Raw genomic sequence first — 21015 nt, forward strand, 5'->3', positions numbered from 1 at the left:
GAAAAACAACATAACTCGAGATAGATACGATGATGTATGCCGGATTGACCAAAGTTATCGCAATAAATTCTTATCAGAAAAACAAGATGTTTTCTGAGTATTCTTTTGACGCTCCCACTCAGATCACTGGCGGTAACGGAGAAGGCAAAACATCACTTTTAAGGCTCATTCCGTTCTTTTATGGAGCGACTGGCACGCAGATCGTCAGGAAATCGAATGTCAATAAGCCCTTTGCAGAATGGTATTTACCACACAACAACAGTTATATTGTTTTCGAGTACATTACTGCTCGTGGTCAAGTTGCTCATGTCATTTGTTATCGAAACCTTAGTACTAAAGGTGGCATTGTTTACCTTTTCGTTAAAGGTCAGTTTGAGCAGTCAGTGATCATTAAACAAGACAGCGAAGATAAGCCTTACGCTATCGGCTGTACAAAGCTGGCCGCGGAGCTGAACGCTAACGGCTTAGAATACGAGTCGCGTATTACTAGCGTCAAAGAGTACCGCGAAATTATCCAAAATATTAATGCAGGGAATTTGAGCAATCAGTTCCTGAGCTACTCTTTGTGCTCTGGTCGTCATGATGTCCGTCACATTGAAAAAATCACAGCGGCGTTGATTCAAGGTGAATTCAATATGGCCGACACAAAGGCGCTTTTCCTGGATATCCTCGAGCAAGGAAATAGCACATTAGAGTTTGGTGTGGATGCAAACAGAATTGAACAATGGTGTGATGACTACAACGGCCTAACAGCGTTCCTAGCCAAAAAAGAAGCGTTCATTGAAGCTATTGCGAACAATAAGCAGATTGCCTATCTAACCACTCAGCTCGCCAATGCCTTAACAATCATTCGTGAAGCCTCTGAAAGCCTTGATGAATCTCTTAAGAAAACCGAAATCGAGCGCTCAGATTTTCTTGAAAACAGTGACAAGCAGATTGGCGAAATTAATCAAGATAAGCTTGATAAAGAGGTTCAAAAGAGCGCTCTTCAACGCTCTATCACAAGTATTAACTCTGAGATCGAAGTACATCACAGCAAGCTTATAACATACGAAAATAGTGGTTATCCAGAACTGTCCGTTAAGCTAAAGCAATTGCCAGAAATGGAAGACAGGGTGGCACAACAAAGACAAAGTTACGCCGATCTTGAAACTAAGGTAAATGATGCGAAAGCAAAGTATGAGAAAGACAAACAAAACCTTGTTAGTAAGTTCAATAAAGAAAAGTCTGACCTAACAGAGCAAAAACTTGATGCCGAGAAAGAGTGCAAGGTTAAAAAAGACAAGATAGACGATGTATATCAGCCACAGTTAAAGGAACTGACCCAAACCCATACGATTTTTACAGCGGATAAATCTCAGGCTCTTATGGAGCATAGGGCTGAACTCGCTACTCAAAAGCAGCGACTAAAGAACCCAGATATTGATGAGTTTCTCATTGAGCAGAGAGAGCAGTTGGAGTCTGAGAAGGACAGATTACAAGAACAAGTAGACACGTTAAAACACACGACAACTTTGAGTGAGAAGGAAGGAGTCAACTTACAAACTAAACGTGAAAAGCTACTCGAAAGATTAGAGGCCACTCGTCGAAATATGCGCGATGCCGAAACCAGGCTAAAAGTAGTCAGTAACCGATTAGACCCAGATTCAGGAACCTTGTTCTCGTTCCTGGAGGCTAATCGACAGGGGTGGCAAAGCTCTCCACTTGGTCGTGTTCTCACCGATGAGCTTTTGATGGACACGACACTCACACCATCAATGACTGAAGATTCAGGTTCAATGTACGATTTATATATCGATACGAGCAACCTAGCAGATTGTAGTGTCACCAACAAAGCTGATGTGGAAGAGCAGGCTCACTTGATGGACCGTATCGTTGAGCTTGAAGACGCAGAGGCTGATTTCAATAAGCAAATTTTGAAAAATGATTTTGCTGTTAAGCAGTCAACGCTTGAGTTATCACGATTACGCAATGAACTGCGAAACGCTGAGGGTGACCTATCACAAACTAAGGTTAACCTTAAAAACAAGAAAATAGAGATTGCCCGTGCAAAAGAGGGCTTAGTCGAAAAAATTAATATAAACATCAAATCGATTGAGAAAGCTATAGCCCTGATTGATAGGGAAATCTCAGTAACGCTTGAACGTTTTGAAGAAGCAAAATTAGAGCTAAACAACGACAGGCTTACTCAAATTAGCAATGTTGAATCATCACTTGATCTCACGATCGGAGCTATAGATGAACTACTGGAAAAAAGTACTCTGACGTTGGGCGAGAACAAACAGCGCATCAAAACGGAGTATGAACAGCGGTTGAGTGATCAAGGTATTAGCGGTGAAATCTATCAACGCTACAAAGAAGAAATTGAATTGCTTGATAATGAGATCAAAAACTTAAAAGTGAAGTCTCATAAAATCAAAGAATACGAGATATGGCTTGCTGTTTATGAAGTGGATGATCCTAAGAGACGTGACGATCGAAATACTAAGGTCAAAGAACTTGAAACGGTGCATCAAGAGTTTGAATCTTTTGAAACTAAACTGAAAGAGTTGAGAGCCAAAGCTCATCGAACCAAAAAAGAGTTTGATGAGAAGCTCTCTATCTTGAGAAACCACAAACAGCGAGCTGACAGTGCAATCTCTCGCCTAACTAACTATGTGATGTTTGAGGGCGAAGAAGGCAGCCAAGAAGCGCTCGATTATAACGGCGATTTAAATTCACTCTTGAGCTATGTAGAGAGCAAACTCCCGGAGTTAGAGAGGCTTACTAAGCTACGTAAAAAAGATATACAACAGATGGAAACTATCACTCTCAACCTTGGTGACGGGGAGCTGTATCGTTTCTGGAATGAAAGCAGCCGAAACGCCATTACAGAGGATATTGTTGCTAGTGACTCAAAGCGAATTGATATTCTAGAAATCATCATGAATGACATCATTCCTCAGGTGACCAGCATAACAATTGAAAGCGCAGTTAACATGGGGCGTATGCTCGTTGACTTCAAGCATCGGCTACTTGGTTTCGACCGTGAGATTAAAAAACTTGGTCGTAATATCTCTGAACAAGTAAAGCTCAATAACACGTTCTCTGTGGTTGGTTCTATTGACATTAATGTTGAGAGTTCACTTTCCAAACTACAAGGTTGGCAAGATATTATTAACTTCTCTGAGATTTACGAAGAGTGGGATAAAACGGGATCTGCTGAGCTACCAAGCAAAGAGTTTTTCAATGCGTTAAGTACACTGACGTACCATATTAGTGCCGAGAAAGTTAAGAAGCCTACTGAGCTGTTTGACATCAAATTTGAAGTTATCGAGAACAACCAGCGTAAAACCGCTAAAACAGATAAAGATATGCGTGATTTGGCCAGTAATGGTACGAACTTGCTCATTCAATCCATGTTGTATTTAGCACTACTGACGCAACAACGTGGAGCAAGTCGACTATCCATAACTTACCCAACCGATGAGATTGGTAAGCTGACGGCAGAAAACCAAGCTAAATTACTTAAAATGATGGGGGCACACAACTTCAATGTTATTGCGGCTCAACCAGATGGCAATAACCGTACAGCCAATTTATTCAAGTACCTGTACCACTTAACGCCTTACAAGAACATTTTCAACAAACCTAAAGTAAGCAAACTTGCGTTAGCTAAAGCCGCTGAAACTAGCACAGGAGTAGAAGCATGAAGCCAGTATCACAAGTCTTAGAATCTCTACTTAGTGGTAGCTTTATCTGCCCAGCAACGGATCGTGAAGCTTACAAGACGCTTAAAGAGGATCGTACACGCCGAGAAATCAATCAAGCGTTGACTCTTATGGGGCGCGAGCTCCAATGTACGAGCAGAACCAGCGCCTATTATGTTACCTATAAAAGTATCGACGACCACAATCGTCGTCAGGTGACCGCGTTGATGAGTAATGTACACGGTATCATTCGACCTGTGGTTAAGTTCGTAGCGACAGTCAGTGAGGCTGCTCAAGTTGAAGCAGTGATGGTTGGTGGTGATGAGTTAAATGTGCCTATGCTGAGTGCGCAAATCCAATCGTCTCCTAGCTTGATGGAGAAACTCGATAGTATTTATCGACTTCCAAAAGTGAGTCGAAAAAAAGTGCGTGACAGTGCAGCGGATAAACTCAATGTAGTTGTCGAATTTCTGGTTAAAGAAGGGGTGGCTCATTTAGTAAACAAAGAGCGCCAACTCTATGTGATGACGGGAAAATTAGACTTTGTCTACGAGGTGCTCGATTTCATCGATACGCATGAAAAGATCGTTGAGACAGTTAACAAAGCAAACGAGAACCAAGGGGAGTTCGACTTTTGATGAGCCCTCAAAACAATGGGAAACATGGTGGTGTTAACCACATGCTTCGCTTAATCAGCCAAGCAAAGGACACACTAACGCATGTTTTTGAAAATGGCACGATACGTGAAACTCATGAAAACGCCAATGACCTACGTAAATTAAAAGAAGCCCGTGTTGTTATCGTGACAAGCCGCGGCTACCGCGTGCACCCTAAGATGGAAGCATTGATGAACTACTTCCTTGAAACGGAAGCGAGTTCATTTCTTGGGACTCAACATGCTGAGCGCATTCCAGAAATTCAGAGCTTAGCGCAAGAATACCTGGAAGCTAAATTAAATGGCAAAAGAGAACAAGAGGCGGATAGGTTTAATAGCCTTGAAGGTGTCGTTTATGAAATCACAATGGACTTGCAAGAGTCTTGTCGTCGTCTAAGAAACCGTATCAGTTATGACTTTGGCTATGGCCATACGCTCGCTCAAAAACAAAAAGAGAACCAAGTTGCTATAGAGCAAGCTGAAAAGCTTGTTAGTGGCATGAAAGCTTTCTCTTTTAAGTTGTTGAGTGAAATGGCTGGAGATAACTCCGAGCTCAACACCTTGTTTTGTGCTGAAATGCACAGTGCGATTCGTAGTTGCCAACAAGAGCTCGGATCTATCCTAATTCAACTCCGAGCTTTGATGCTGAAGTATCGTAACCGCGAACGCGATAAGGACCTGATCAATGCCTTTGATCGGTTTATTGATCAAGAGCCACACTGGACACCAAGTGACGATTTGATTTTGCCTGATGAGGTAGCAAAGCACGATGGTATACCGATGTTTTGGCTTTCAGAGCCGTTACAATTTGCGCATCACCCAAATCCTGATGATATGGACCAAGAGCCGGAATTGGCTGATATTGTTGAAAAAATTACGGCACAGCCTGCAGAACAAGAAGAGCTTCCGGTTGTTGAAGAAGCTGAGCGCCGAGAATTGACTCTTGATGTTGAAATACAAGAGCTGATTGAAGCGGACATTGATTCACATTGCGATACCTTTTTTGCTGAAGCCTTTATTGGTAAGGGAAAAACCAGCATTTCCGCTTTGGAGTATTACGAGCAAATCAATAGTGACTTACCGGAAGACCTTGATCAGCTCACTTGCGCTAAAGACGTGTGGCTATTTAGCGTGCTTAATTTCCATAGTTCAATGCTTCCCGAAGATAGCAAAGGCTTCACCGTTGAGCCTATCGGGTCTTATACCTATTTAGCAAAAGGTAGCAATATAGGTTACGGCAACCTTCACTTAGAAGATGTGTCTATAGCGAGGAAACTGTGAGTAGAATTATTGATGATATAACGGGTAGTGATTTAAATAGGTTAAAGCAATTGTTCTCTCCTGCGAAGGTTAATGAAGGTGCCAGTGTAGCGCTGAGTGGCGTGTTTGATACTTTTCATCGCGACTTTAGTGTTGGGAGCGCCAGAGGAGAAAATTTGCAGCTGACGCCTAGAGATATACGTCAAATTAGGAAGGTGATCAAAGAGCAATCAGGCTTTGATCTTCTAACTGACTCTATCCCGGATTCTCGAACGGATATGGCTCAGTTCTTTCCAAACGAGAAGCTAAGCTCAAGGCCTGTCAAAGACAAAGTCATTAAAATTTATGGGATTTTGTCCACGAACATAAATGGCAAATCATATGACTTACAAGAGGGCATGAACATTGAGGTAGCTCTAAGTCATTTGACGAGCATTGAACACAGCCAAGTTGTGGTTGTTGAAAACTATGAAGCATTCTCTAAGTTTAGATTAGTACAAACCGACATAGGTTCTAATCCTCTTATTGTTTACCGAGGAGACAAGGACACGGGAGTAATATCAAAAGAAATTGCGTTGGCTTTTCCAGAGGTCGAGCTTATAGCTTGGTTTGACAGCGATCCTAAAGGTATTTCTTTAGCTTTATCATCGGGAGCGACTTATATGCTACTACCTAATTTATCAACAGATACTCTCAAAGAACATGGCCGATCAGAGCTATTTTCGGACCAATACCAAAACTGGGATCGTGTCTCAAAACTTATCCCCCCTAAGTTAGAGTCCATAATGTCTGAATTGGAAAAAGGGATAACCCAAGAGTCAATCATGGCAAATCAAATAGCCGTAAGGTTACATCAAATTTAGTCACGTAAATGTTGAGCTCCCCTGTAAGTGCGGAGATAGGCACGTTTACCTTGGGGTAATCAATCAAATGTTGTGAAGCTCATGCAGAGTGCCTACAAGACTGTTAAGTGCTGCTAATCTAGCCACTGAATTATTTATAAAGATTAAACGAATTTTGTGGCTTTTTTAAAATGCTCGATCATTTGGATATTTCCTTATCTTAAGGCACGTAAAAAGCGCCTAAAATTGGAGCTTTATCAATTCAACTCATTCAATTTCATATATAATCGCCCTCAATAGTCTGCGCTTGAAAGCAGAGTCCTACATTATTCGAGTAATTAACAACATGGCAAAAGCACCCGCTAACAAGAAACCCGCCTCAAAAGCTAAGCCCGTATCAAAAGCTAAAAAAGTGACCAAAGGCTTTGAAGAGACCCTTTGGGATACCGCTAATCAGTTGCGTGGTAGTGTTGAGTCATCTGAATACAAACACGTGGTATTAAGCCTTGTGTTCTTAAAGTTCATCAGCGACAAGTTTGAAGCACGCCGTCAGAAGATGATAGACGACGGGCAAGAAGCTTTTGTTGAGATGAAAGAGTTCTACCAACAAGACAACATCTTCTTTTTACCAGAAGATGCGCGTTGGTCATTTGTTAAAGCACGCGCTAAGCAAGATGATATCGCTATCATCATCGATACCGCTTTATCGACTATCGAAAAAAACAACCCTAGCTTAAAAGACGCCCTGCCAGACAACTACTTCTCGCGCCAAGGTTTGGAAGTGAAAAAGCTGGCGTCACTTATCGACAGCATTGAAAACATCGATACGTTAGCTAACGAATGTGACATGAGCGAAGAAGACTTAGTCGGTCGTGTTTACGAATACTTTCTAGGTAAGTTTGCAGCAACCGAAGGGAAAGGCGGTGGCGAGTTTTACACGCCTAAGTCAGTGGTAACACTGTTAGCTGAAATGCTCGAACCCTACCAAGGTAAGATCTACGATCCGGCTTGTGGCTCCGGCGGTATGTTTGTTCAGTCTTTAAAGTTCATTAAAGAGCACGAAGGGCGCACCAAAGATATCGCGATTTATGGCCAAGAGCTGACCTCGACCACTTATAAACTGGCGAAGATGAACTTAGCCATTCGTGGTTTATCGGGCAACTTAGGTGAGCGTGCAGCTGATACCTTTTTTGCTGACCAGCATAAAGACTTAAAAGCCGATTACATCATGGCAAACCCACCGTTTAACCTTAAAGGTTGGCGTAATGAAGCCGAGCTAACCGATGATGCGCGCTTTGCTGGCTACCGTACACCGCCAACAGGCAACGCCAACTACGGTTGGATTTTGCATATGCTCTCTAAGCTAAGTGAAACAGGCACGGCTGGTTTTGTATTGGCGAATGGCTCTATGAGTTCAAATACGTCAGGTGAGGGTGAGATCCGCCAGCAGCTAATCGAGAACGATCGCGTTGAGTGTATGATTGCTTTGCCGGGACAACTGTTCTTCACGACGCAAATCCCTGTGTGCATTTGGTTTATCACTAAAGACAAAACCGAGAACACCACCAAAGGTTTCCGTAACCGCCAAAAAGAGACGTTGTTTATTGATGCTCGTGAAATGGGCACCATGATTAGCCGCACCAATAAAGAGCTGACTAAAGATGATATCGCGCTGATTGCCGATACATACCACGCTTGGCGCTGTGATGAAGCAGAACTTAAAGCGCGTATTGAGCGTGGCGACGGCAAAGTCGAGAGGTATGAAGACAAAGCAGGCTTCAGCAAATCAGCGACCATTGCTGATATTAAGGCTAATGATTTTGTACTGACTCCGGGACGCTATGTTGGCGCTGCGGAAGTTGAAGATGATGGCATTCCGTTTGAAACCAAGATGAGCGAGCTTTCACAAACCCTGTACAGCCAAATGAATCAATCCAAAGAGCTAGACAAAACCATTCGCCAGAACTTGGAGGCATTGGGCTATGGGGAGTGATTGGAAAACATTTACATTGGAAGAGTTAGCTAGTGAGCAAAAATCAGCTCTAGCAACTGGACCTTTTGGATCCGCCATTAGCTCTAAGTTTTTCCAAGAGAACGGAATTCCTGTTATTAGAGGTGGAAATTTAAGTGCCAATACTTCAGATAGAATGTCAGATGATGGCTTGGTATTTGTAAGTGAAGAAAAAGCAGCTGAGTTTAAGCGCTCTGTTGTGAGAAAGGGTGATTTGATATTTACTTGCTGGGGGACAATCAATCAAGTTGGTTTACTCGATGAACAACGCCAATTTGACGAGTACATTATCTCCAATAAGCAAATGAAAGTGACTTTAGATGTTGACAAGGCAGATCCTTTATTTGTCTATTACATGTTTTCCGGTCCGAAGAAGCAAAAAGAAATTCTCCAAAATGGAATTGGCGCAGCAGTACCAGGTTTTAATCTAGGCCAGTTACGCGAACATAAACTGACTCTTCCTAATATTAATATTCAACGACGAATCGCTTCATACTTAGATTCGTTGGACCAAAAAATCACCCTCAACAACCAAATCAACCAAACCCTAGAGCAAATGGCGCAAACGTTGTTCAAATCTTGGTTTGTCGATTTTGATCCTGTAAAAGCCAAAATGAATGGCGAACAACCAAAAGGGATGGATGCGCCTTTTCTTTCAAAAGAAGTTGCCTCGCTTTTCCCAGAAAAGCTTGTTGAGTCGGAGTTAGGTTTGATTCCTGAAGGTTGGGAAATCTTGCCATCTGAAAACGTTGCGACTGTTGCTATCGGTAAAACCCCTCCGCGAAAAGAGCCTCAATGGTTTTCAGAAGATAGCAAAGATGTTACTTGGATTTCTATAAGAGATATGGGTAATACAGGAACGTATGCACTTGACTCATCGGAGTATCTTACACAAGAAGCTGTCGATAAGTTTAATGTTAATGTAATTCCTCACAACTCTTTGATTCTTAGTTTTAAGTTGACTGTTGGGCGTGTAGCGATCACCCATGGAGAAATGGCGACTAATGAGGCGATAGCTCACTACAAGTTGAGCAAAGATGCCCGTGTATCTACCAATTATTTATATTCATACATGAAGCAGTTTAACTTTGACTCTTTAGGAAGTACCTCTTCAATAGCAAAAGCTGTAAATTCTAAAATTATCAAAGCATTACCAGTCGTTGTTCCTTCAAAAGAGGTGCTGGATAGTTTTGATACATTGGTTAAGCCGTTATTCGACAAGATTAAGTCAAATCAGATCGAGAATCGGAGCTTAGAAGGTTTGCGCGACACCTTGCTTCCTAAGTTGCTTTCCGGCGAAATCGACTTAGAAAATCTGCAAGTAGAAGCAACGAAAGCAATCGGAGAGTAACATTTCGTCATTCCAGAAAGTGAGGGACGAACTTATCAGGAATCTCGTTTTTGACGGTGGTGAAAAGCGAGATCTCAGATACCTCGCGCCTCGGTTCTGAGATAACGAAGGTGGGAATTAGATGAATCCGAAATAGAACAAAGCAAAGCGTAGGTGGAACCATAATATAATGAACGCAACTAATACTCGTGAAATCGACATTTCTGAATTGACGACACTGTGTGAAACAAGCACTTTGCAAAAAGGCATCTTGCTTTCACGCAGTGGTGCAGTACGCAAGCTTAACCTTGTTGGCAACACCGCGACCGCACAGGTCAAAGGCAGCCTCAATTATCAAGTGAGCCTCGATTTCACTGGCGATCTGGTTGGCACTTGTACTTGCCCTGCGGCGCAATATCAAATGTTGTGCAAGCACGGCGTGGCGGTTGCCCTTTGCCTACAAGACCAAGAACAAGCTTTAAACCAAAGTAGTGAACGAGATACCATAAAAAATCACCTGCAAAGCCTTGGTGAAGAGGCCATGGTAGAGATGCTACTCGAATACCTAGAAGAAGATGAGTACACATGGAATGCACTGCTGACAAAAATTGAAATACGCGAAAAGCCAGCCGTATATGGCGAGCTGAAAAAGTTGGTTACCCAAGCCTTACCGCGAGAACAGCTCTGGGATTGGCGAGAAAGCCATGATTATTTCAACTCAGCAGAAATTCAATTGAACATGATCATTGAATCAATGCAAAGCCTTAACGCCGATCATCAATGGAAATTAATCAACTACCTTGTTGAACGGTTGAATAAGGTGCTAGAGCAAATTGATGACTCCAATGGCGATCGTTATGGCATTGAAAGCATGATTAACGAACACATGCCAAAGACGCTGGCAAAGCTTAATTGGAGTGAGCAAGAGAAAGCGCAGTGGATGTTTGAGCGTTTGACCCATTATGAATTTGACGTATTTCCTTCGATTGAAGAGAGTTTTGGAGCGATTTGGCAATCTAACACCCACTTTCTAACCTTATGCCGCCAAGCGATAGATCAAGCATCGCAAGATGAGAGTAGCTGGAACTTACGCTCATGGGCAGTTCCGTTAATGAAACACAGCTCCGATTGGCGTGAAGTGGCGAAAATTAAACAAAAAATAGCTCGAACGTGTCGAGATTATCTTGAAGTTGTTGATATGTTCATTGATGAGCAAGAGCCGTTAGAAGCTGAGTTTTGGTTAGCTAAGGCGAAAAAAATGGCGAGTGATTATGAACTTCGTGCGTGCGAACAAGCTCAATTCCGTCTTTATGTTGAACTAGGTGAAATCCATTCTGCATGGGTATTAGCTAACCGTTTGTTAGAACAATCACCAAGCTTTCAATATTATCAACAGTTAGCGAAGTTTAAAGCCAATTACCAAATTGATGATGTTGAATTTTTCTCCCGCACTGAACTGCTACTTGCCAATGCCTATCAACAACCAGACCGCTATAATCAAGCTTCTGATCGTACGGATGCCTTGGTTCTGTTCTATATCGATAACCAGCAATTAGACAAAGCGTGCGAATGGGTTGCCGAACATAAAATATCAATACAAGGACTTATTTCGCTTGCCGATCATATTGTGGATGATAAACCTGAAAATACGCTGGATTATTATCTGCGAGCAGTCTCATCTTATATCGAACAGACCAATAATACGGCTTACGATCAAGCTTTAGAGTTACTTCGACGTTTAGAGAATATGCTGAAATCGCATCCTACTCAATTGGCGACATTTTATAGTCAGGTGGCGCAACTCGCTACCACGTACAAGCGTAAGCGTAATATGTTCGCTTTAATTCAGAAATATTATTCAAAATATATCTGATTCTGCGGAGGTGACAAGATCTGCGGTGTTGAGAAAATGGAACAAAGCCCGAAACCGAGTTACTACAAAACAAATTTAAATAACTCAATTTAGAAAACAACAAACAACGTCAAACAGCAGTAGGAAAAGGCGATGAGCTTAAAATTCACAGAAGCCAAATTAGAACAGGCCATTATTGAGCTATTGGGTGAGCAAGGCTACCCACACGTAGTGGGTGAACAAATAGCGCGTGAAGACAAAGAACAAGTACTCATCTTAGGTGACTTACGCCGCTACCTTGCCAAGCAGTACCGAGGCGATGGTATCACCGAGAGCGAAATTGACACCATTGTTCGTATGATCTCAACGTTGCCTGCCAGTGATTTATACCATAGCAATAAAACCTTCTGCCAATGGCTAACCAATGGCTTTCTGTTTAAGCGTGAAGATCGCTCAAAGAAAGACCTCTATATTGAGTTAATCGATACAAGACATTTGGCACAAGCCTTACGCTTGATGTTTGTCCCGCTGCTAGAGAATAAATCTAAAGCAGACAACTCTGATAGAAAAGTTGCTGAAGGTAAGGTTACGTACCTAGAAACAAATCGGTTAGAAGCGACTGACACCAATATCTATAAAATCGTTAGCCAGCTAGAGATTGAGGGGGTCGATGAACAAATTCGAATCCCTGATGGCATCCTTTATGTGAACGGCTTACCGCTGGTGGTGTTTGAATTTAAAAGTGCCGTGCGAGAGAAAGACGCGACCATTTTTGATGCATGGAAGCAAATCTGTGTGCGTTATCGCCGTGATATTCCCAAGCTGTTCGTCTACAACGCGATGTGCATCATCAGTGATGGTGTGAACAACAAAATGGGTAACCTGTTTGCGCCGTATGAGTTCTTCTACGCATGGCGCAAAGTAACGGGTAATGAGTCTACCGAAAAAGAGGGTATTAACTCTCTCTACACCATGATTGCTGGGTTATTTAACCAAACCAGATTACTTGATGTGGTGAAGAACTTTGTCTTCTTCCCTGATACTTCAAAGAAAGAGATAAAAATCTGTTGCCGTTACCCGCAGTACTACGCAGCGCGTAAGCTTTACTACAACATCGACAAAGAACGTAAGCCATACGGAAGTGGTAAAGGCGGCACTTACTTTGGTGCAACAGGGTGTGGTAAGAGCTTCACCATGCAATTTCTATCGCGCCTATTGATGAAAAGCATCGATTTTGAAAGCCCGACCATTGTACTTATTACCGACCGTAACGATCTCGATGATCAGCTTTCTAAACAGTTCTGTAATGCCTCTGATTACATTGGTGATGAGATGGTTGTGCCAGTTAAAAGCCGTCAAGATTTAAGAGACAAGCTGCAAGGCATCAAGAGTGGTGGTGTGTTCCTGACTACCATTCATAAGTTCACCGAAGACATCGAATTGCTTTCAGAGCGTACAAACATCATCTGTATTTCCGATGAAGCTCACCGTTCACAGGTCAACCTCGATAAGAAAGTGGTGATCAAATATCAAGATGGTATAGCCGTCGATGTGAAAGAGACATACGGCTTTGCTAAGTATCTGCACGATTCTCTACCAAGCGCGACTTACGTTGGTTTCACCGGAACGCCGATAGATGCCACCCTTGATGTATTTGGTGATGCAGTAGACAGCTACACCATGACAGAATCGGTTAATGATGAAATTACGGTTCGTATTGTTTATGAAGGCCGAGCAGCCAAAGTCATTCTTGATAACAGCAAGCTTGAAGAGGTAGAGAAATACTACCAAGCGTGCGCAGAAGCTGGCACCAATGAACATCAGATAGAAGAGAGTAAGAAAGCTACTGCCAATATGAACGCGATTCTTGGCGACCCTGACCGTATTGAAGCTTTGGCGAAAGACTTTGTTGAACATTATGAAGGGCGAGTTAAAGAAGGTTCTACGATAAAGGGCAAGGCGATGTTTGTCTGTGCGAGTCGTGAAATCGCGTTTGATTTTTATAAGCAAGTCAAAATCTTAAGGCCAGAATGGTTTGAGGAAAAGCTATCAATTGATGGCGTCGAGCTGACTGATAAAGAGAAAGAAGAGTTAAAGCCACTTGCGATGGTGCAAATGGTGATGACGCGCGGCAAAGACGATGATCCTGATCAGTACAGCCTGTTAGGAACCAAGGAATATCGAAAATCGCTCGACCAGCAGTTTAAGAGTCCTAAGTCGAATTTCAAAATAGCCATTGTAGTCGACATGTGGTTAACAGGTTTTGACGTTCCTGAATTGGATACTATCTACATCGATAAGCCGTTGCAGAAACACAACCTGATTCAAACCATCTCACGTGTTAACCGTAAGTTTGAAGGCAAGGCGAAAGGGCTGGTTGTCGATTACATTGGTATCAAGTCGCGAATGAATCAAGCCTTAGCAATGTATTCAAAGGCTGATGAGACTAACTTTGAAGATATTCGTTTTTCTGTCATTGAGGTGAAGAACCACCTCGATCTATTAAGACAGATGTTCCACAAGTTCGATACGTCAGGTTATTACACAGGAGAGCCGTGTAAGCAGCTGGAGTGCCTTAATCAGTCGGCAGAATACATCCTTCAAACCAAGAAAGGCGAAACCCGATTCATGGCTTTAGTGGGCCGTATGAAGGCGGCTTATGATGTTTGCTGTGGTAGTGAATTGTTATCTCAGCAAGAGCGTGACCAAATTCACTTCTATATCGCAGTGCGCTCTATCATCTTTAAGCTAACCAAAGGTGATGCACCAGACACGGCACAAATGAATAGACGTGTTCGTGAGTTAGTGGCAGAAGCACTTCGTGCCGATGGAGTAGAAGAGATCTTTACGATTGGTGATGAGCACGCCGAAGCTATCGATATTTTTGACGAAGATTACCTAGCTCGTATCAACAAGATTAAGCTGCCAAACACCAAGATTCAGTTGCTCCAAAAGCTGTTAGAGAAGGCGATAAGTGACTTTAAAAAGGTCAACCAGCTGCAAGGCATGAACTTCTCTAAGCGCTTCCAATCGCTGGTGGAGCAGTATAACGAACGCCGTGAAAATGATGTGTTGAATGGCGAGGAGTTCGATACCTTCTCTCAAGAAATGACGGACATTATCTTTGATATCGTGAAAGAAATGGGCTCGTTTGAAGACCTAGGCATCGACCTAGAAGAGAAAGCGTTCCTCGATATCTTGAACCACATGCGCAAGAAGTACGATTTCACTTACGACGATGACAAGATGCTCGAACTGGCGAAGGAGATGAAAACCACAGTAGACAATGTCGCTCAATACCCAGACTGGGCAGGCCGCGATGACATCAAAGCCAAGTTGAAAGTGGATTTAATCTTGCTGCTACACAAATACGGCTTCCCACCAGTTGCCAATGATGATGTTTACAAAGGCGTGCTAGAGCAGGCTGAGAATTATAAGAAGAATAGTTAGGGGCAAGTGAATATGGTTAAAAAAATAGAAGTAGTAGCGGCCATTATTCAACATGAAGATAAAACTTTGTGTGTTCAGCGCGGTCCTTCAAAGTTAGCTTATATCCATGAGAAGTTTGAATTTCCCGGCGGGAAAGTGGAAGTAGGTGAGCAGAGAGAAGAAGCCATTAAAAGAGAGTTGAATGAAGAGCTGCATCTGAATATCGAACATGTAGATTATTTCATGACGGTTGAGCATGCTTACCCTGACTTTCATATCACGATGCACGCTTATTTATGTCCTGTCGAAAACCGAAAGATAGTACTTACTGAGCATATTCAAGCATTGTGGTTAAATCTCGATGAACTAACTTCTTTAGATTGGGCTGCAGCTGATGTTCCCATCGTTGCAAAGTTGCAAGCAAACTGAAGAGGACCGTGAATGACTTATTGCTATGCAAATAGGATTGATGTCTTTCTTCAAGAACAAGAAGAAAACTGGTTGGCCAACATGTGTTCTGAGTTTTGTATCAACTTCCCTGGCTTAGAGCTCGGTGAACTTCAGAAACGAGCTTGGGTTGATTGTTTTCATCATCTTCAGAAAGAACTCTCCAAGCGTGCCCAATCTGATGGCTATATTATTTTTGAGTACGCTCTACCAATGGAAGGAGGGCGTAGACCCGATGTTCTGCTTCTCGTCGAAAATAAGCTATTCATTTTAGAATTCAAAATGAAGGATCGCTATCAGCGAGCCGATTATGACCAGTTGTGTGGCTATTATCGAGATCTCTGCAATTACCATCATGAAAGCGCTGCGCTAGAGGTGATTGCCGGTTTGGTTTTGACTCAATCCACCGGTAAATTAACGGATATCGAAAGTAATATCTCAATCCTATCTAGCGATAAACTCAAAGCCTTTCTTGATAAGTACTTAACGGGCGCTCCAACTAACACTGATTTAAAACAGTGGCTTGAATCGCCTTATGCGCCATTACCAAATTTAGTGGATGCGGCAGTAGAGATATTTCAAAACAACCCAATAGAAGAACTAAAGAGCGCTAAAAGCGCAGGGATTTATGAAGCGCTTGATGAGTTGGATAAAGTAACTGCTTGGGTTGAGAGTGAAGGAAATAGAAATCGGGCGAGTGTATTGACCCTGGTTACTGGTGTTCCTGGAGCAGGGAAGACGTTGCTGGGTTTGGAGTTTGTACATCGGAACAAAAGAGGCCAGTTTTTATCTGGGAATGGCCCGCTGGTAGATGTCTTGCAATATGCTCTTGATGACAAAACGTTTGTTCGCGCGTTGAAAGACTTTAAACGCGAATATATGAAGCCACGTACAACCCCTCACACTAATTTGGTTGTTTATGATGAAGCCCAGAGGATGTGGGACGAAAATAAAAACAAGAATTACCAAATGTCGGAGCCTTCTTGCATCATCAGGATCGCAGATAAAGATAAAGATAAAACGCCTTGTCACTATGTCGCTCTAGTTGGAGAGGGACAAGAGATTTATGTAGGTGAAGAGGTGGGTATTTCTCTTTGGTGTGATGCTTTGAAAAGTAGTGAAGAGCCTTGGATTGTTTTTTGCCCACCAGCGTTAGAGCATCATTTTCAATTCATGAGCAGTAATCGTGTTCGAGTAAACCCATTGCTAAATTTAGATCAGTCTTTACGATCTCATAGCGCAAGTTTATATCCTAAGTGGGTGGAAGGTGTTTTGAATGATAAGCCGGATGTTGCGCTGGCTAAGCAGACGATTAAAGACGGTTTCAATATCTATCTAACCAGAGATTTGGATAAAGCTAAAAGGTATTGCAGAACCAGGTACCAAGGCACAGCCAAGAAGTACGGGTTATTAAGTTCTTCCAGTAATACGAAGTACACTGAAGAAACTGTCGGTCCATGGTTTCATGATGATGTGAGTGCTCCAAAATCGTGTTGTCAGTTTGAGCGGACCATCGATGAATTTAAGTGCCAAGGTTTAGAGCTTGATATGCCGATTCTTGTTTGGGCTGATGACTTTATTTTTGACGGGAGAGGGTGGCAACTTTACAAGGGGAATCAAAAAGTGAGAGACCCCTATCAAATAAAACTTAATAGTTACCGGGTACTGATGACAAGGGGTAGAGATGGCGTAGTGTTTTATTTCCCTCAAGAGGCACTGTTCGACGAAACTTACGAATATTTCTTAGGTGCAGGTGCGGAGGAACTCTAGTTCTTCATATTGTTGGCTCAGGGTAAAAATAATAAGAAAGGTAGTAGGTACAATGTTAAGAGAAAAGCTAAAAGATGTACTTGAGAACTGGCAGAGCGCTAAAAAGGAAGCCTTTTCTGGGCACCGTCTTGGTCGAGTTATTAGAAACGAGCTTGTTCAAGAAATAGAAAATATTGCTAGCACCAAGGAGAGTGCCTTTGTTTTAAAGGGATCGATCGGTGCTGGGAATTGGGCTGATGTTCCTTGGGTTTCTATCCTGCATAGTGCTATAACTCAGACGACTCAAGGCGGGATTTACCCTGTGTATTTGTTTTGTGCTGATGGAAGCGGGGTATACCTTTCTCTTAACCAAGGTACAACCAAGCTAAAAGAAAAGTTTGGTACCAGAGGGGCTAAGCACGAAGCTAAGAAAAACGCTGACTCAATATACCCATATTGTGAATTGTTGCTAACTCAAAAAGGCTGGACTAAAGGTCCGCTAGACTTAAAAGCAAAGACAATTACTGGTAAATCTTATGAAGAACCTAATGTTGTCGCCAAATTTTACCCTGTAGGGTCTATTCCTTCTGAACAAGAGCTTATTTCGGATCTAGACTCGTTACTTTCAGTTTATGAAAACATTGCACATGACTATCCATTGAATTCTGAAGTCCTGGTTGAAGAGCCAAAAGAGGAGTATGACGTGTTCAAAAACAACGTATATACAAATGCCGCTCCCCTAAATCAAATTCTCTATGGCCCACCGGGAACAGGTAAAACATACCACACTATCGAAGCCGCAGTTCAAGCCGCTGATCCTGACTTTTACGCCAGCATAAACATTGATCCTGAAACCGGTGTATCAGAAGAGCAAAGAGGCTCACTAACGAAAAAATACAAAGCACTGACTGCCGCTGGTCGAATTCGTTTTGTCACATTCCATCAAAGCTATGGGTATGAAGAATTTGTGGAAGGACTTAGTGCTAAAACAGAAGGCGGTCAAATTTCTTACTATGAAAAAGAGGGTGTATTTAAGGCGCTCTGTGAAAAAGCTAAGGACTACCAAGAAACCAAAACCACGGATGAGAAAGATGATTTTGATACATTGTGGGGGCGTTTTCTAAATAGTTTATCTGAACAGGAAGAGGGCGTTCGAATCGACACCGTTCGTACGTTTTTTATAGTGACTGATGTCGATAACAACACAATTTGCTTTGAAAAAGACAAAGGTGAATCAACCCATTCTTTGAGTGTAAAAACCTTAAAAGACATCTTTCATGGTGATCGAGTGATTAATGGAGGGTTGAACCCTTACTATTCTGCTTTGATCAAGCATTTAGAAAAACTTGCGCATAGTAAGCGCGAAGTCAAAACAGAACGCCAAAACTATGTATTAGTTATCGATGAGATCAATCGAGGTAATATCTCAAAAATTTTTGGGGAACTGATTACCTTGATTGAACCTTCTAAGCGCAAAGGTGCGCAGGAGCCGCTAGAAGTAATCCTACCTTATTCTGGTGATACTTTCTCAGTGCCAGATAACCTATATATCATCGGCACTATGAACACGGCGGACCGTTCATTGGCAATGATGGACACTGCATTACGTCGTCGTTTTGACTTTAAAGAGATGATGCCAAACCCCAAGCTTTTTGCTGATAAAGAAGTTAAGGGCATCAATTTATCTAAATTGCTAGAAACACTAAATAAGCGAATTGAAGTTCTCTATGATCGTGAGCATACGCTCGGTCATGCTTTTTTGTTCCCTGTTTTCAATGAGGTTGATGAAGGTAAGGCGTTTATCGAGCTACAGTCAGCGTTTAAGAACAAGATAATCCCATTATTGGAAGAGTATTTTTATGAAGATTGGAGCAAGATTCGTTTAGTCCTTGGTGACAGTTTGAAGCAAGATGAGAGACTACAATTTTTAAAAAGAACTGAAGACTCCTACAGTGAGTTATTTGGCCCTGAACATGGATTGGAGCTGTATGAGGATTGTAAAGTGACATACTCATTCAAGCCTTTTGGGGCAGGGACTGTTTGGCAAAACCCGGCAGCGTTCAAAGCTATCTACGCAAAAGATAGTGAGTAAGGCTAGTGAAAGCCAAACAAGAAATTACTCTCTTTGAGTATGACTGTTTAGTGAGTGAAGATGTGCTGGAAGATCAGACTGCATCTTCACACGTTCAAGCTATCTCTATATCAGCTTATCAATATCTCAAGCAGCTTTGCTTAAGTAATGAGAATGAAAGAAATCTTCTTCAATTACGTCGTCGAAATGGTATGGAAGTTCTGCAAGTTCAAAACTATGCAGGAGTTATGTTTACGCCAGATAAAACGCAAATTGAAATCTTGCCTAAAATCGGAAAAGGCTTCACAGATGAAGGTAGTGACAACAACTATGATGACGCTTATGTGAAAGCTCGGCACACACTACTAGTAATGTTACGTGCGTTGAAAGGTTTCTCACATATTCAAACCTCGAATGCTAATATTACTCGCCAAAGAATGCCGTTGTTAGAGGTATTTATAGGCCAGTTCTTACAGTCGGTGAACACGCTCGTAAAACGTGGCTTAAGAAGCGACTATGTACGTAGGGAAGACAATTTAGGTTTCTTAAAGGGGAAGCTGAATGTAGGAAAACAAGTTAGGCATAACTCCATTAGTAAGCATAAATTTTACTGTGAGTACGATGAGTTCTTACTCGATCGTCCCGTAAACCGGTTAATGCATAGTGCTCTAAAACGAGTGAAAGGCTATACGCGGAGTGCAGAAAATCAGAAGTTGTTACAAGAGCTAGACTTTGTATTCAATGAAATACCAGAGAGTAAGGACTACAGCGTTGATTTTTCGAAAGTCAGGCTTGATAGAGGGATGAGTTACTACCAAATACCTTTAGACTGGTGTCGACTAATCTTAGAAGGCTTTTCTCCACAAACGATGAAAGGTGGTGCTAACGCAGCTTCTCTTTTATTCCCTATGGAGAAGGTATTTGAAGACTACGTTGCTAAAGTTTTAAAAGAACAACTAGCGGTCAGTCATCCTAAGCTCAGTGTTAGTACACAAGTTACTGCTGAGTACCTTGCCCGTTATGACGGTAGAAACAAATTCAGTTTACGCCCAGATTTGATTATTAAGGAAGGGAGCTCCAATCAAGTCGTACTCGATACGAAGTGGAAGCTCCTCAATACCAAGTTAAGTAATTCAAATATCTCCCAATCGGATATTTACCAACTGTTTGCTTATGCAAAAAAATACCTTGCGGATGATGAAAGTGGACAGGATGTAGTGCTTATTTACCCTAGCCAAGATAACTTTGATGAAGCACTGCATTTCCCCTTTGAATTGGGAGATGGACATCAGCTTTGGGTCGTACCATTCGATATATCAGAGAAGAAACATATGGGTATCAGATGGCCACTAGATTTCAATTTTACCTCTAGAGCGGAAGTCTCTCAAAGGTCACCTAACTAATGTGGTTCCTTGAAGTCACAAAGGTATACATTTTCGCGAGTAATTATAAATAAGGCATACCAATGAGATTTCTTAAAATAAAAGAAGTCATGAAAAAGACTGCGTTAAGCAGATTCTCTATTTATCGCAAGATAAGTGAGGGCTCATTTCCTAAGCCCGCACCTATAGGAGAAAGAGCTGTTGCTTGGCTCGACAATGAAGTGGAAGAGTGGATGACAGAGTGTTTAAATCAGCGATGACTGACAGCTAATAATGTCGGTGAACAACAAAGATTGAA

General features: G+C 42.1%; 13 protein-coding genes. All 13 read left to right on the forward strand.

From position 1 onward, the window contains the following. Nucleotides 1-32 precede the first annotated feature (32 nt). Nucleotides 33-3692 carry an ATP-binding protein gene (locus tag AB4263_RS07940; RefSeq protein WP_372098052.1) on the forward strand — a complete coding sequence of 1220 codons (3660 nt, stop codon included), beginning with the start codon at nt 33-35 and terminating at the stop codon, nt 3690-3692. Next, on the forward strand, nt 3689-4327 hold the full coding sequence (locus tag AB4263_RS07945) for a hypothetical protein (RefSeq protein ID WP_136974917.1): 639 nt from the start codon (nt 3689-3691) through the stop codon (nt 4325-4327). Before AB4263_RS07940 ends, AB4263_RS07945 begins: the two co-directional genes overlap by 4 nt. Continuing rightward, nucleotides 4327-5625: a hypothetical protein gene (locus AB4263_RS07950; RefSeq protein WP_372098037.1), complete on the forward strand. Its 1299-nt coding sequence runs from the start codon at nt 4327-4329 to the stop codon at nt 5623-5625. The genes AB4263_RS07945 and AB4263_RS07950 overlap by 1 nt, the downstream gene beginning before the upstream one ends. Beyond that, entirely contained in the window at nt 5622-6467 is an 846-nt protein-coding gene (locus AB4263_RS07955) for a hypothetical protein (RefSeq protein WP_372098038.1), read from the forward strand. Before AB4263_RS07950 ends, AB4263_RS07955 begins: the two co-directional genes overlap by 4 nt. A gap of 325 nt (nt 6468-6792) precedes the next feature. After that, nucleotides 6793-8439, forward strand: coding sequence for an N-6 DNA methylase (locus tag AB4263_RS07960; RefSeq protein WP_372098039.1), 1647 nt, complete (start codon nt 6793-6795; stop codon nt 8437-8439). Nucleotides 8440-8455: 16 nt separating this feature from the next. Next, nucleotides 8456-9808 (forward strand): restriction endonuclease subunit S, encoded by a 1353-nt coding sequence (locus AB4263_RS07965; RefSeq protein ID WP_372098040.1) that lies wholly within the window; start codon nt 8456-8458, stop codon nt 9806-9808. 169 nt (nt 9809-9977) lie between these two features. Further along, entirely contained in the window at nt 9978-11660 is a 1683-nt protein-coding gene (locus AB4263_RS07970) for an SWIM zinc finger domain-containing protein (protein WP_372098041.1), read from the forward strand. Nucleotides 11661-11792: 132 nt separating this feature from the next. Next, nucleotides 11793-15089, forward strand: a complete 3297-nt coding sequence (locus tag AB4263_RS07975; protein ID WP_372098042.1) for a type I restriction endonuclease subunit R — start codon at nt 11793-11795, stop codon at nt 15087-15089. 12 nt (nt 15090-15101) lie between these two features. Beyond that, on the forward strand, nt 15102-15497 hold the full coding sequence (locus AB4263_RS07980; protein ID WP_102393898.1) for a (deoxy)nucleoside triphosphate pyrophosphohydrolase: 396 nt from the start codon (nt 15102-15104) through the stop codon (nt 15495-15497). A 12-nt stretch (nt 15498-15509) separates the two neighbouring features. Next, entirely contained in the window at nt 15510-17285 is a 1776-nt protein-coding gene (locus AB4263_RS07985) for a DNA/RNA helicase domain-containing protein (RefSeq protein ID WP_372098043.1), read from the forward strand. 52 nt (nt 17286-17337) lie between these two features. After that, nucleotides 17338-19356, forward strand: a complete 2019-nt coding sequence (locus tag AB4263_RS07990) for an MrcB family domain-containing protein (RefSeq protein ID WP_372098044.1) — start codon at nt 17338-17340, stop codon at nt 19354-19356. 5 nt (nt 19357-19361) lie between these two features. After that, nucleotides 19362-20738: an McrC family protein gene (locus AB4263_RS07995; RefSeq protein WP_372098045.1), complete on the forward strand. Its 1377-nt coding sequence runs from the start codon at nt 19362-19364 to the stop codon at nt 20736-20738. 62 nt (nt 20739-20800) lie between these two features. After that, nucleotides 20801-20977 (forward strand): AlpA family transcriptional regulator, encoded by a 177-nt coding sequence (locus AB4263_RS08000; RefSeq protein WP_372098046.1) that lies wholly within the window; start codon nt 20801-20803, stop codon nt 20975-20977. Nucleotides 20978-21015: the final 38 nt, after the last annotated feature.

The organism is Vibrio sp. 10N.261.55.C5 (genome assembly GCF_041470505.1).
Taxonomy (GTDB): Bacteria; Pseudomonadota; Gammaproteobacteria; order Enterobacterales; family Vibrionaceae; genus Vibrio; species Vibrio crassostreae_C.

Bases quoted from the DNA above. Each gene is read 5' to 3' on its own strand.
- AB4263_RS07970 (WP_372098041.1), top strand. From the start codon at position 9,978: ATGAACGCAACTAATACTCGTGAAATCGACATTTCTGAATTGACGACA.
- AB4263_RS07985 (WP_372098043.1), top strand. From the start codon at position 15,510: ATGACTTATTGCTATGCAAATAGGATTGATGTCTTTCTTCAAGAACAA.
- AB4263_RS07990 (WP_372098044.1), top strand. From the start codon at position 17,338: ATGTTAAGAGAAAAGCTAAAAGATGTACTTGAGAACTGGCAGAGCGCT.
- AB4263_RS07940 (WP_372098052.1), top strand. From the start codon at position 33: ATGTATGCCGGATTGACCAAAGTTATCGCAATAAATTCTTATCAGAAA.
- AB4263_RS07950 (WP_372098037.1), top strand. From the start codon at position 4,327: ATGAGCCCTCAAAACAATGGGAAACATGGTGGTGTTAACCACATGCTT.
- AB4263_RS07975 (WP_372098042.1), top strand. From the start codon at position 11,793: ATGAGCTTAAAATTCACAGAAGCCAAATTAGAACAGGCCATTATTGAG.
- AB4263_RS07945 (WP_136974917.1), top strand. From the start codon at position 3,689: ATGAAGCCAGTATCACAAGTCTTAGAATCTCTACTTAGTGGTAGCTTT.
- AB4263_RS07960 (WP_372098039.1), top strand. From the start codon at position 6,793: ATGGCAAAAGCACCCGCTAACAAGAAACCCGCCTCAAAAGCTAAGCCC.
- AB4263_RS08000 (WP_372098046.1), top strand. From the start codon at position 20,801: ATGAGATTTCTTAAAATAAAAGAAGTCATGAAAAAGACTGCGTTAAGC.
- AB4263_RS07980 (WP_102393898.1), top strand. From the start codon at position 15,102: ATGGTTAAAAAAATAGAAGTAGTAGCGGCCATTATTCAACATGAAGAT.